The sequence below is a fragment of the Staphylococcus sp. HMSC059F04 genome (genome assembly GCF_001812565.1).
Taxonomy (GTDB): Bacteria; Bacillota; Bacilli; order Staphylococcales; family Staphylococcaceae; genus Staphylococcus; species Staphylococcus lugdunensis.
Genome location: NZ_KV809470.1, coordinates 61,712 through 75,013, shown reverse-complemented (window position 1 = coordinate 75,013; position 13,302 = coordinate 61,712). Strand labels below are relative to the sequence as shown.

Genomic DNA, 13,302 nt, shown 5'->3' with positions numbered 1-13,302 from the left:
ACAGTAATATTGTAAAACCAATTACACCCTTTTCATAATAAGTCCACAAAATAATTTAAAGCTAAAAATCATACATATGTTAAATTAAAATTTTATTTTAACAATCCTGATATTTAAGAATTAGTTAAGAATTATTAATAGTTAGTTAATGTGATTTTGTATATTTTCTTCGTATGATTAAGCATGTAAACATCACAAAGAAAGAAGGAATAGATTATGAAATTAAAAACTTTATTATTATCAACAGCACTTGCAACATCACTATTATTAGGCGCATGTGGAAATTCAAATCATGACAGTGATACAAAAAAAGATGAGAAAAAAACGGAAAATCAAAAATCTAACCATACAACTGCAGAAAAAGGGATGTTTAAAGGAGAAAACAAAGAAACCGTTGAAGGAAAAGCAATGATTAAAGACAACAAATTAATGCTGACAGACTTCAAATCTTCAAAAGGACCAGACTTACATGTCTATTTAACAAAAAATGGTGATATTAAAACCGGTAAAAAAATCGATGCAGTTAAATATGATGAAAAAGAACAAACATTTGACTTAAAAGGCATCGATGTCAAAGCGTACGATACAGTAACGATTTATTGCGATAAAGCACATGTTGTATTTGGAAATGCCAAAATAAAATAACAACATCCTTTTAATAACATATAGATTAATCATACAACTGATGAGATAGACGTCTATCATTAAGGCATGCTATCTCATTTTTTAACAGCAAAGGAGACAAACACGATGACAAACGCCATGACAATGACATGGAAGATCATCATACTTTTACTTAGAATGGGCAGTGGTTTCGTTATACTAAAGCAAGGCTATGAAAAATTGACGGGAGGTTTTGCCGTTGATGGGCTTGTTCCCGTTATTAAAGAAAACCAAGATTCCCCAGAGTGGTATAAATACTTTTTTGAACATGTCGTCGCACATCATTTAGACCTATTTCAATGGATGATCCCCATTGGTGAAATCGCCATAGGTCTAGGCTTATTATTTGGCGTTCTATCTTATACAGCTAGCTTTTTCGGCACATTTGTGATGTTAAATTACATTCTCGCAGATATGATATTTACGTATCCATTACAACTATTTTTCTTTATAATATTATTAATGAATAAAGAAACATTACAATCTCTTGAATTAATGCATTTCTTTAAGAAAAAACAATCAAGGAATGATGTAAATGGAAAGAATCGCCATCATTGATGATGAACCTGATATTAGAGACATATGTAGAACATACTTTGAATTTGAAGGATATGAAGTGTTGACTGCTTCAAATGGTCAAGAAGCATTAGATTTGCTCGAACAAGACGTGGACTTATTTATTCTAGACATCATGATGCCAGAGAAAGATGGCTATGCCGTTATAAAAGAAATGAAGGCTAGACAATTAGATATTCCTTATATTTATCTTACCGCTAAGACAACAGAATCAGATACGATTTATGGCTTAATGTTGGGTGCAGACGATTATGTCAAGAAGCCCTTTAGCCCTAGAGAACTTGTGATTCGAGCTAAAAACATCTTATCTCGCACGGTTAAACATTCATCCGCACGAACACAAGGTGCACTATCTTTTGGGGCATTAACACTTGATAACTTAACTAAAACAGCGACAATTAACAACGAAACTATCACGCTTAGAATTAAAGAATTTGATTTACTTTGGTATCTTGCAACCCATGAAAATGTTGCATTATCTAAAACAGATTTACTCGAACAAGTATGGGGTTATGACTATTATGAGGATATGAACACGCTTAATGTTCATATTCATCGTTTGCGAGATAAATTAGAACAACATCACTATAAAGACTACATCATTTCCACTGTTTGGGGACTTGGTTATAAGTTCCACAGGGGGTATTAAATGACGATACGTAAACAACTTATTATCTCGTTTTTTACATCGATCACGTTTTCAACTCTATTTTTATTTGTACTCAATGAATTAATGTGGTTTGACATGGCGCAGACACTGCTACTTACGCTGTTCTCTCTTATTTCAAGTATGGTTACAATGATGATCGCTATGACTTTTTCAATACCCACCATTCATAAGATTGAAAAGTTAAACCATGAAACACAGAAAGTAGCCAATGGCAGCTTTGAAATAGAGGCATTAGATATTCAATCACCTTTAGAATTAAAAGAGTTAAATGATTCATTTGAAACCATGGTCACCAAAGTACGCGAGCAGATGGAACGCATTAAGAGTGAAGAAACTGAAAAAATTCATATGGTACAAAATTTAGCACATGATTTAAAAACCCCGTTAGCTACAATTAAATCGTATTCTGAAGCTTTAAAAGATGGTGTCATAAACACAGAAGAACGACAACAACATGCTTATAAAGTATTAATTTCCCAATCAGATAGATTAAGCCATATGTTTGATGATTTAACTACAATGATGACGGTAAGCGGCCATTCACAAGACCTTGGTTACTTACAAATCGATCAATTATTATTGCTAATCTTAGAAGCTTATCAGCAACAAATAGAACAGCAACATCGTGAACTTATTGTAGATGTAGAAAAAGGCATTCCTCGCTTCTTACAAGATGGAATGGCTATTGAAAGAATCTTATCAAATTTTTTAGATAATGCTCTAAAATTTTCTAAACTAGAAACACCTATTGTTGTCACTGCTAAGAAAGTCGATACGACGCATGTGTCGATTGCAGTCACTGATCAAGGCTGCGGTATCGCTGAGCACCATTTAAAACGCATATTTGAACGCACATATCGTATCGAGCACTCACGTAACCTCAAGAGTGGTGGCTCGGGTCTTGGATTATACATTGCTCAAATGCTTGCTCATCAAATTGATGGTCATATTACGGTGGATAGCAAGCTCAATGAAGGTACAACCATGACGCTAACTTTTAACACACACAAGAGTAAACTTAGCTGATATCCTTAAAACTTTCACTAGCTTAGTTAGCAGCTGTAACAGTTACATTTATCTTTTTATTTAGACATCCTTTAGTATACCCGCACACAAACGTCAGTGTAACCTAATAACAGTTTGAGGCATAAATATAACGGATTAAAACAAAGAAGCCCATGGGTCTGGACATCATTATGTTTTAGACTATGAACGTTATATTGGCAGTAGTTGACTGGATTGAATATGCGCTTATACCAAGCGTTTTTCAATCCTAGTCAATCTTGCCTTCCGTTGTTTATGCTGGATGATGTATTGATTTAAAAGTAAATGCACCATCTTCATAGTCAAATTTTAAGATACAGCAGTTCGTAAATTTCATTTCACTTGCTTCCGCTAATGGTAAACATGTATGCGTAAATAAAGATAAAACATCCCCATGACTTACGACTACAACGTTATGCTTGTTCGTTTCATTAAGTATTTCTTGTAATGTATTAACTGTTCGTTGTTGTACTTCATCTGCCGTTTCTCCACCATAGTCTGCAAAGAATGAACCAAAATCTATCACACTATCATGTGGCGGATTTAACAGCTCAGATTCACCTTCATATATACCATAATTCCATTCTTTAATGCCTTTCAATCGTCGATAATTTTCATTAGGGAAAATAATTTCTAATGTATCCGAAGCACGTTCTTGCGTTGAAGAGAATAACTCATAGTCACTTAAATTTAATTGATTAAAGTATGTTTTGGCTAGCGCTGCTTGTTGTTTTCCTAAATCCGTTAATGGTGAATCAGATGCGCCTTGGATTTGACACTTTTTATTAAAAATTGTTTGTCCATGTCTAATTAAATATAATGTTTTTTTCATATCAATACCCCTTTAAGTCCTATTTTTTATTTTAGTATCGCCCTATCTGTGTAAAAAATGCTTGATACCTAGTTTTTCAATCCAGATAGAACATAAAATACCCTATCCACAATGCACTAAAGCTTAAACTTGTAACCAGTGGTTGTTGTCAAATTCAACATGATCTGGCTTAGCATAATCCGTAATCATATAATCTATTGCTTTAAAATCATTAATGACAAAAGATGCGTTATTATCACGTTTAGTACTATCTGCAACCAAGAAGGTTTCACTACTCTTCTGAAGCATCATGTTACTCACTAAAGCCTCTTCTAAATCATATTCATAAATTTGAGATGTATCAAAAGCGCCACAAGATAAAAATGCTTTATCAAATTTAAATTGTTGTAATACTTGATTTGTTAATGAACCACGTACAACATCTTGCTCTGTGTTGGATATTCCTGGAAGCATAATAATCTCTGCTTCGATACGTTGTTCCTCAACTGCTTTATTTAATTCCATAACTGTCATAAATGAATTTGTAACAAACGTACAATTTGATAGATGATTTAAATACTTGGGAATACGGCCTATCGTTGTTCCTCCATCTAGCACGATAATTTCTGCATTATTAATAAACTGAGCTGCTCGCATTGCTAAACGCTCTTTAACTTGCGCTTGCTTTTCCCATTTATTTGTATAAGACTGCTCTTTATTCAAATAGTTATATTTGACCGCACCACCATGTATTCTTGTCACTTTTTTATCTTCTTCGAGTGTTTCTAAATCTTTTCTAATGGTCTCTGGTGTAACTTCAAAATATAATGCTAAATCACTCACAAATACCTTTCCATGCGTAGCAATTCGCTCACAAATCACTTCAAGTCTCGATTTCTTTTTATACATGCAAATGAACTCCTATCTGTGCTAGTTTCATTTTCCAGTGTCCCTTATCCCATCTTCGAATGATTAATATAAAGCGCACACCTTCTTCAAAAATATTTATTAATATAATACCAATATATCCCCAGCCTAAGACAAATGCTGTAAGATATGATAGCGGAATTAACAAACACCAAGTCGTTATGACATTCACGCATACTGGATAGCGAACATCTCCAGCGACGTTAAGTATATCGACAATAAAGTTATTAATCGCTCTTATAGGCTCCAGTGCAATAAACAACATTAAATACGATAATGTTAAATGATACACACTGTCATCACCTGAGATATAGCGCCCCAGACTATAGAACACACCAACAACCGCAACCATAATGACTGCTGAACGCAACACATTGATGGCTAAACCCTTGTATACACTACGATGTAATACATTGAATTTCCTGCGCGCAATTAATTTCCCTAAATATATTTGACTAGCTAGGCTATATGCCATCGCAACGCAAAATGATACATTGCTAATAGCGACTGTTAGTGATTTAGCTGCCAGAACTTCGGTTCCTAACACCGCAATAAAGGCCGTCGTAATCGTCTGTGCAAAGTTATAAGAAATTTGTTCACCAGCACCTGGTAAACCCAGTAAAATTACTTTTTTAGTCATGAACATATTTAACTTTAAAAACTTTGCTTGTGGTTTATATTTTTTAATTAAATAATAGCCTCCATATAGCAGTCCCAACAATCGACTCATCAGTGTGGCAACAGCTACCGCTAAAATAGGGTTACCTACATAATCTGTAAAGACAAACAAGATGCAACAACTTAATATGATATTGATGATATTAATACCTACTGTGATTTTAGCTGCAATGTTAGCCATATATAAAATTCTTAATATCGTGCTGACCAGCATCTGAGCTGTTGTAATAGCAAAACCAAGTAGTAAGATCACGCCAAATTGATACGTTAGTTCAAAAATGTCTTGTGAAACCTGCATAAGCATCAAAATCCAGCGATAACAAATAAGTGCAGTAATCCCAAGTAACGCTGAAAGTACTAAATTCAATGTCAGGCTATGATATAGTTCCGATTTAATCGCTGTCATATCCCGTTCCTTTTGATGCACTAAGCGAATAGAAACACCCACATGGACAATCGTAATCACAAAAGTCAACAGTGTTAGTATTTGGGTACTTATCCCTGATACTGCAATCGCTTTGGTATCATATGCGCTCAGCATAATCACGTCAGCTTGACCCATCAACATCATAAACAGTTGCTCTATTAAAATAGGAACATATATCTTTTGAAAACGAGATTTAGAAACACTGGTCATATTCTACAATCTTTGTTTCATATGGTTTGTTTGGTGATAATTCAATTAGACGCGCGCCCCTAGTAATATCACCATAGCAATGAAATCCGCTGATGCGACCATAATTTAGATGAATGCCATAATGATTGAAGCTAAAATCATTGTCATGATCATGACCACAAAACATGCCTTCAATATTGCCAGAATGCAGCATTTGTGCGAAAAGTCCTGAGTTCATTGTTGGACAACCTATCTCCTCATTAAAAATACCGTGATACAATTTAGTTTGTGAAATGGCTTGATATTCTGGTATAGGAATATGCGTAAACAACAAGTTATGCTTAGGCATGATTTGATCTTGTTGCTCATAATAGCGTTCTACTTCAGCAATCCATGCCACATGGTCTGGGTGAATATAAGCATATTGACCAATAGCAGTTGTGCTATAATCTCCGCCATCAATAACGTAAAGCAAATGTGATAACTGGTCATTGTCATATACTTCTAACACATATGCTTCTTTATCATTAACAATCTTCGAATGCTTCTTACATGCATAGTTGTTTGCAAGCTCGGCTTCAATTTGTCTTAAATCACTGCGACTTAAATGATTTTCTGTATCGTGATTACCAAATGTCGTCGCAATGCTAGTGTCAAATTGATTTAAAAATTCAATCAGATTTCGGTATACCTTTTCAGAATCCATCACACCTTGAGACCATATTTGATCACCCGTAAACATACATAAGTCTGGTTGATATGTGGTAATGAGTTGTTCAAGCAATTGATACGTCTGTTGATCTTTGTCATTATTTTTCGGACTTAAATGTAAATCTGTAAATTGCATGATTTTGAATTTTGACATTGTCTATACTCCTTTATTCTTTGGTCGAACCGATATTAACACCTTTAACAAAGTGTTTTTGGACAAACGGGAAAAGTAACAGTACAGGAATAATTAGCAACACAATCATTGCCATTTGTAGTGAGTCCCCTGTAATCGTAATGCGCTCAATCATTTGATATGCACCTGACTTTTGTTTCAACGCATTGGCGATAGAATCCTGGCTCGTCAACATATCTTGTAAGACGGTTGCCAATGGCTTTAACTGCGGATTTCTAACAAAGAATGCACCTGTAAACCAATCATTCCACTGACTTACCGCATTAAAGAGTGTAATTGTCGCAATAACAGGTTTACTCATCGGCAAGATGATTTTCCAAAATATTTGCCAATCATTACAGCCATCTATACGTGCCGCTTCAATCACACTAATTGGTATTTGATTGAAGAACGTACGCATGATTAAAATGTTATACACGCTGTATAGCGATGGAATAATATAAACCCAAAATGTATCTGTCAGGCTTAGTTGATTCAATAAGATATATAATGGCACTACACCTGCACTGAATAACATCGTAAAGACTAAGAAAAAAGAAATTGTTCTTCTAAACGGTAGCGACTTAATCGTTAATGCATATGCAGCCATAGCGGTTAATATAACGCTAAGCACTGTACCAATAATCGTTTTAGCCAAACTAATAAACAACGCATTCAAAATGGTTCCTTGTTTAAATATTTCCTTAAAATTATCTAATGAGAACTGACGCGGCCAAAAGGTAATACCACCCTTTTGTGCATCAGCCCCACTATTGAAAGCTAATGCAATAATATTAATCATCGGCAACAGAATTGATAGTGCAAGGGTAATAATAATCACCCAGGAAATACTGCGAATAATAATACTGCTCCAATCTCGCTTGATTTTCATTCATTGTCATCCTTTAGAATCGTATTTTTTCGCCATTTTTTATTTTCTTTTCAATCATTTTTTCAAATTCTGGGAGACCAGCTTGGTCTAATTTCTTTTTCGCATCTTCTAAAATTCGTTCAGACTCTTTGTCAGTTTTAGCATAATACGCGCGTTTTAAAGATTCATCGTATTCATCCAAGGCTATTTCCAATTCTTCACCTTTATCAAACTTTGGTAAGAAGGATTTAACTGTTAAACCATCAATAACTTTTGCATGCTTTAATTTTTCATCATAATGCCATGATTCGGCCATTTTCTCTGGATTTGTTTTACCTTGTTTTTTTCGAGCATTGTCGCCATACTCTCTTTCACCAAAATCATCTAGATTATCTACATCGGTAAGTCCTAAGTGGTCAGCCCAGTATGAACCTGCACCACGGAAACCTCTTTTTTTCGCTTGATCTGGATGTTCATCTATTTCTTTTAACACTTCTTTTTTCACAACAGGGTTGCCTTTTTTGTCTAAATTATAATCGCGTCCCTTAATACCATATTCACCTAATAATTTCCCTTCACGACTGGCTAAGAAATCCGCTAACTTCACTACATCTTCAGGGTGTTTTGTACTTTTAGGAATTGACCAACCGCCATATCCTGATTTATAAGACATTTCCATTTGGTACTTTCCTTTAACCGTGTTTAAAGGCCCTAGCGGAATGTATTTCATACTTTGGTTTTCAGTCACGTAATTGTGCAAATCTGACACAATGCCCCATGAACCATTTACAAGCCCTTCTTTAGCTTGGTTTTCAGACATAGTATAAAAGGCTTTATGCATCAATCCTTCATCCATTAATGACTTCACATATTTTACACGTTTCATGCCATAATCTGTATCTGATTCATGTTTCACCTTATCATGATCTATTTGGAACTTTTCATCTGCCCCACCAGTCCATACTAAGTCGTTATAAAAAGCCGTACGATCACTACCACCCCATGCTGTAGGTCCTATAGGTGTAATTTCTTTACCATTGTCATCTTTGAAGTGATGATTTTTAATTTTTTCAGCTAATGCTTTCATGTCTTTTGATGTTTTAATAGAGCTTGGATCTAAATTTAGTTGTTCTGCAATATCTTTACGAATATAAGGACCGCCAACTACTTTTCTGCCTGGATCACCTGGTTTACGGTTAATACCCATATGCACAAAATACGTCCCGTCTAAATCTTTAGGAAACATAATATTGTCACGCGTATCTTTAGGTAAATAATCTTTCTTTAAGTACTTTTTATACACATTTGTATCTTTGAGTAATGGTTTTAAATCTGTTAGTTGCCCTTGTTTCGCAGCTTTATTTAATACTTTCATTTCTGGACGACCACTATTATCTAAATAATACACAATGAAATCTGGTAAATCTCCAGAAGCTAGACCAGAAGTTAGCGCTTCTGTAGAGTCATTTCCCGATGCCGTTTGTAATTCAAGCGTAATACCAGTCTTCTTTTTTAATTCTTTTTCAATTTCTTTATTCATTTCTGGTGACACGTCATTCTTACTTTGAAAGACGAGCCCTTTTAGTTTGCGATCTGCAATCCATGTTTTAGGTTTTCCTTTAGCGTCTGCGCGTCGTTTCTCTTCATCTTCATCTTTGCCACAAGCAGTCACAAATACAAGTAGTAACACCAATAATAAAATACTCAATTTTTTTATATGTTTCATTGTCTTCTCCTTAATATAATGATGTGTTGAATTTTCTATCTGCAAAACGATTCACTACAATGACCAAAATCAAGCCAATCACACCTTGTAACAAACCAATTGCTATTGAATAACTGAAATCCCCTTGCTGAATACCAGTACGAATCACGAAAGTATCCAAAATTTCTGCGTATTTTGCATTACCAGGTGTTTTTAATAAGTAGATTTGATCAAAACCAGCTTTCAAAATATCCCCTAACGATAAGATGAATAAAATAATAATCGTCGGTGTCAACATCGGTAGTGTGATATGAATAATTTGCTGCCAACGATTAGCGCCATCAATTTTAGCTGATTCATAAATTTCAGGATTGATTCCCATTATGGCAGCAAAATAAATGATAGAGTCCCAACCCACGTTCTTCCATAAATAACTTGAAAACATAATTGTATGGAAATATTCAGGATTCATCATAAAGAATGTAGCGCCATTGCCACCAAATTGCTGAATTAATTGATTAATCAATCCACTATCAGGCGCGAGTACTTTTTGAAAAATACCAACAACAACAACCCAAGATAAGAAATGTGGAATATACATGACCCCTTGGAATAAGCCACGGAAGCGTCCTAACTTCTTCGTATGTGAGATTTCATTAAACATAATTGCCAGAGCAATTGGAAATGGCAAAGCGAGTACTAATTTCATTCCACTGATAATTAAGGTATTGATAATAATTTGGTAGCTTTGAGAATCAGAGAAAAATCGCTTGAAATATTTGAAACCTTCCCATTGTCCACCGAAAATCGTCGTATCAAAACGGAATTCTTTAAAAGCTAAGACCAACCCTGCCATTGGAATATAATTGAAAATTAGAAAAAAGAGGAGGCAAGGAAGCAACATAAGATACAATACTTTATGCTGCCAAATACGTTGTAGCAAAGTCACTTTATGCTGCTTAACTGGGTGTGCATGATTGACGTGTAGCGTTTCTTTCACTGTACTTACTCCAATCTGTTTGTTTTGTTATATACTGACTGTTTCTGAATTCATCGCTTGCTGCTGAGGCGTAACTAAGTCACCTGTTTCACGATCAAATAAATGACAGTCTGCTAATTGCATCCCTAAATGAATGGTTTCCCCTGGCTTTAAGTCCATTTGATTATCAGTAGAAACAACGATATGTGTTTCCCCATTCACGCAATGAATTAATTTTGTAGCGCCAATTAGTTCTACTAACGTCACCTGCCAATCTGGCAATTGTAATTCATAGTCTTTTAACGCAGCGCTTTCAGTAGAAAATTGAATATTTTCAGAACGAATACCTAAATTTAAAGCATTATGCTCAAATACTCCCAATACTTGAGCATCAACAACAGGTTGTTGATTGAACAACCAACTTTGATCTTTAATGTCTAACGGAATCATATTCATTGTTGGATTTCCAATAAATGTGGCAACAAACTGATTAATAGGATGATGATAAATCTCTTCAGGCGACCCAACTTGTTGAATCACACCATCCTTTAATAACACAATTTTAGTAGCCATTGTCATCGCTTCTGTTTGATCATGCGTGACATAAATTGTAGTAGCACCCATTTTCTTATGTAGCTTAATAATTTCCGTTCGCATATGCGTTCTTAACTTTGCATCTAAATTAGATAAAGGTTCATCCATTAAAAAGATTTTCGCATCACGGACAATCGCACGGCCAAGTGCTACACGTTGACGTTGACCACCTGAGAGTGCTTTTGGTTTCCGATCTAACAAATGACTAATTTCTAATATTTTCGCTGCATCTTGAATACGTTGATCGTATTCCTTTTTATGAATGCCGCGCATTTTCAATCCAAATGCCAAATTCTTGTACACAGACATATGCGGATATAACGCATAGTTTTGAAACACCATTGCAATACCACGATCTTTAGGTTGAACTTGATTTAATAACTGATCGTCTACATAAATCTCACCTTCACTAATTTCCTCTAATCCAGCAATCATACGTAATGTTGTAGATTTGCCACATCCAGAGGGCCCTACAAAAACAACAAACTCTTGATCATCAACTTCTAGGTTAAAATCTTTAACTGCATAATGATTCCCGTCATAAACTTTGTTCAAATGTTTGAGCGTTATCATATTTTCACTCCTTAAATGATCTTACAGTTAAATTCTAGAATGCTTTTGTTAATTAAATATATTTGTTTGATAAAAAAAGATTAAAGTCCAAATTTTTGATTATAAATTTTCAAAAATATTCATCTTACGAACCATTGAAATAACAGAAAAAATATCTATTTTTAAAACAAAGATTATTCAAAAATATTTACACTAGAATAATAAAATTCACATAACACTAACAAAACATATTGAAAACCCCGTTGACACTCATTAACTTGCGTCCTCACAATTATTTGGAAATAAGACAAACATAGAAAAGCCCTTTCATCTTGACCATCAAAAATAAATAACGTAATCATGATGGACTGGTTTGAACACTTAGATTCAATGTTTGATACTTTTATCCTTAAGTTTATAAATGTTTTTTTAATAATGAATTGGGATATATCACTTGTGAAATAAAAAATAATTAAGGAGTGTCTAATCATGTATAAAATTGCAATCGCGGGCGCAGGTGCCATGGGTGGACGAATTGGCGTTTCCTTAAAACAAGCTGGCTATGATGTCACGTTAATCGATGATTGGCAAGAACACGTCAATTGCATCAATGAAAATGGTATGGAAGTCCAAACAGAGACGGATACTTATACTGTCAATATTCCAGCAGTTCTAACTAAAGATGTATCAGGACAATTTGATTTAATTATCATCTTAACGAAAGCCATGCAATCTGAAAAAATGTTACAACATTTACAAGAAGCTAATACAATTCACAAAGATACAGCAATACTAAGCATGATGAATGGGTTAGGTCACGAAGAACGCTTGTCTAAATTAGTGCCATTATCTCAAATTTATCTAGCCGTAACGATGTGGACAGCAGGTTTAAGAGGCCCAGGACAGCTACTTTTAGAAGGTGAAGGTGCCATTGATTTACAACGTGCAGATGGCGAAAAAGATTCTCGAACTGAAGTTATATTAAACATGCTCAATACATCTGGCTTAAATGCACAAATCAGTTCTGACGTCTTCAAATCCATTTGGTCTAAAGCAACTTTGAATAGCGTGTTAAATCCTTTATGTACCATTTTAGATAAAACGATTTATGAATTTGGCTGTTATGAAGATGCGCAAGATATGATTACGCCAATTGTTGACGAGATTATATCGGTAGGACAGGCAAAACATATTGACTTAAATCGACAAACGCTCTTAGACAAAATTGAAGCCTCTTATCCAAAAGAAGCACAGGGCCTACATTACCCTTCAATGCATCAAGATTATAATAACGGCCGCTTAACAGAAATCGACTATCTTAATGGTCAAATCGTTGAATATGGTAAAGTATTTAATATTCCTACACCTACAAATGCATTAATCACCCATCTTATTCACCAATTAGAAATGAAAAATCACTAACGATACCTATTCCTTGGCGATTGATTGCAGTCAAATCATTGCAGTTCATAATACAATTCACAATGCTTGTTCCTTTCTCTCTGTTGGGGCCCCACCCCAACTTGCTTTATCCGTTGGGCTTGGAACATGTTTTAAGCTGTGAACTAAATATTGACAGTAGTTGACTGGATTGAAAATACGCTTATACCAAGCTTTTTTCAATCCTAGTCAACCTTGCCGGGGCGGGACTACGAATTCATTATGAATACTGTCCCGCTCCCTCTCTGTTGGGGCCTACCCCAACTTCCTTTGCTTGTGGAATTTCTTGTCGA

General features: G+C 34.8%; 14 protein-coding genes. 5 read left to right on the top strand and 9 right to left on the bottom strand.

Annotated elements, in window-relative coordinates; all coding sequences use genetic code 11:
* Nucleotides 1–216: 216 nt before the first annotated feature.
* The 4 genes from HMPREF2864_RS07375 to HMPREF2864_RS07360 all read left to right on the top strand — a co-directional run bounded on the left by HMPREF2864_RS07375 (nucleotide 217) and on the right by HMPREF2864_RS07360 (nucleotide 2,935).
* The gene (locus HMPREF2864_RS07375) at nucleotides 217–645 is read left to right on the top strand and encodes a DM13 domain-containing protein (RefSeq protein ID WP_002460881.1); all 429 of its coding nucleotides are present in this window, start codon (nucleotides 217–219) and stop codon (nucleotides 643–645) included.
* 117 nt (nucleotides 646–762) lie between these two features.
* Nucleotides 763–1,221, top strand: a complete 459-nt coding sequence (locus HMPREF2864_RS07370) for a DoxX family membrane protein (RefSeq protein ID WP_037540730.1) — start codon at nucleotides 763–765, stop codon at nucleotides 1,219–1,221.
* Complete coding sequence (locus HMPREF2864_RS07365) at nucleotides 1,199–1,888, top strand: response regulator transcription factor (protein WP_002460884.1); 690 nt, start codon at nucleotides 1,199–1,201, stop codon at nucleotides 1,886–1,888. Before HMPREF2864_RS07370 ends, HMPREF2864_RS07365 begins: the two co-directional genes overlap by 23 nt.
* Entirely contained in the window at nucleotides 1,889–2,935 is a 1,047-nt protein-coding gene (locus tag HMPREF2864_RS07360; RefSeq protein WP_070545377.1) for a sensor histidine kinase, read from the top strand.
* A 271-nt stretch (nucleotides 2,936–3,206) separates the two neighbouring features.
* On the opposite strand, the gene HMPREF2864_RS07355 is transcribed toward HMPREF2864_RS07360, so the two are convergent.
* The 8 genes from HMPREF2864_RS07355 to HMPREF2864_RS07320 form a co-directional block, all read right to left on the bottom strand.
* Nucleotides 3,207–3,785 (bottom strand): histidine phosphatase family protein, encoded by a 579-nt coding sequence (locus HMPREF2864_RS07355; protein WP_002460886.1) that lies wholly within the window; start codon nucleotides 3,783–3,785, stop codon nucleotides 3,207–3,209.
* Between the two features lie 123 nt (nucleotides 3,786–3,908).
* Nucleotides 3,909–4,673: a DeoR/GlpR family DNA-binding transcription regulator gene (locus HMPREF2864_RS07350; protein ID WP_002460887.1), complete on the bottom strand. Its 765-nt coding sequence runs from the start codon at nucleotides 4,671–4,673 to the stop codon at nucleotides 3,909–3,911.
* On the bottom strand, nucleotides 4,666–6,006 hold the full coding sequence (locus HMPREF2864_RS07345; protein ID WP_002460888.1) for an MATE family efflux transporter: 1,341 nt from the start codon (nucleotides 6,004–6,006) through the stop codon (nucleotides 4,666–4,668). The genes HMPREF2864_RS07350 and HMPREF2864_RS07345 overlap by 8 nt, the downstream gene beginning before the upstream one ends.
* Nucleotides 5,990–6,850, bottom strand: a complete 861-nt coding sequence (locus HMPREF2864_RS07340) for a metallophosphoesterase family protein (RefSeq protein ID WP_002460889.1) — start codon at nucleotides 6,848–6,850, stop codon at nucleotides 5,990–5,992. Before HMPREF2864_RS07340 ends, HMPREF2864_RS07345 begins: the two co-directional genes overlap by 17 nt.
* Nucleotides 6,851–6,863: 13 nt before the next feature.
* On the bottom strand, nucleotides 6,864–7,760 hold the full coding sequence (locus HMPREF2864_RS07335) for a carbohydrate ABC transporter permease (protein WP_002460890.1): 897 nt from the start codon (nucleotides 7,758–7,760) through the stop codon (nucleotides 6,864–6,866).
* A 13-nt stretch (nucleotides 7,761–7,773) separates the two neighbouring features.
* Nucleotides 7,774–9,465, bottom strand: a complete 1,692-nt coding sequence (locus tag HMPREF2864_RS07330) for an extracellular solute-binding protein (RefSeq protein WP_002479124.1) — start codon at nucleotides 9,463–9,465, stop codon at nucleotides 7,774–7,776.
* A gap of 10 nt (nucleotides 9,466–9,475) precedes the next feature.
* Nucleotides 9,476–10,444 (bottom strand): ABC transporter permease, encoded by a 969-nt coding sequence (locus HMPREF2864_RS07325; protein WP_002479125.1) that lies wholly within the window; start codon nucleotides 10,442–10,444, stop codon nucleotides 9,476–9,478.
* Nucleotides 10,445–10,471: 27 nt separating this feature from the next.
* Nucleotides 10,472–11,590, bottom strand: a complete 1,119-nt coding sequence (locus tag HMPREF2864_RS07320; protein ID WP_002491959.1) for an ABC transporter ATP-binding protein — start codon at nucleotides 11,588–11,590, stop codon at nucleotides 10,472–10,474.
* A gap of 468 nt (nucleotides 11,591–12,058) precedes the next feature.
* Here HMPREF2864_RS07320 and HMPREF2864_RS07315 point away from each other — a divergent pair, with 468 nt between their 5' ends.
* Nucleotides 12,059–12,991, top strand: a complete 933-nt coding sequence (locus HMPREF2864_RS07315; protein ID WP_062078326.1) for a ketopantoate reductase family protein — start codon at nucleotides 12,059–12,061, stop codon at nucleotides 12,989–12,991.
* Between the two features lie 57 nt (nucleotides 12,992–13,048).
* Here HMPREF2864_RS07315 and HMPREF2864_RS12175 read toward each other — a convergent pair whose 3' ends face one another.
* Nucleotides 13,049–13,192 carry a hypothetical protein gene (locus HMPREF2864_RS12175; protein ID WP_176745262.1) on the bottom strand — a complete coding sequence of 48 codons (144 nt, stop codon included), beginning with the start codon at nucleotides 13,190–13,192 and terminating at the stop codon, nucleotides 13,049–13,051.
* Nucleotides 13,193–13,302: the final 110 nt, after the last annotated feature.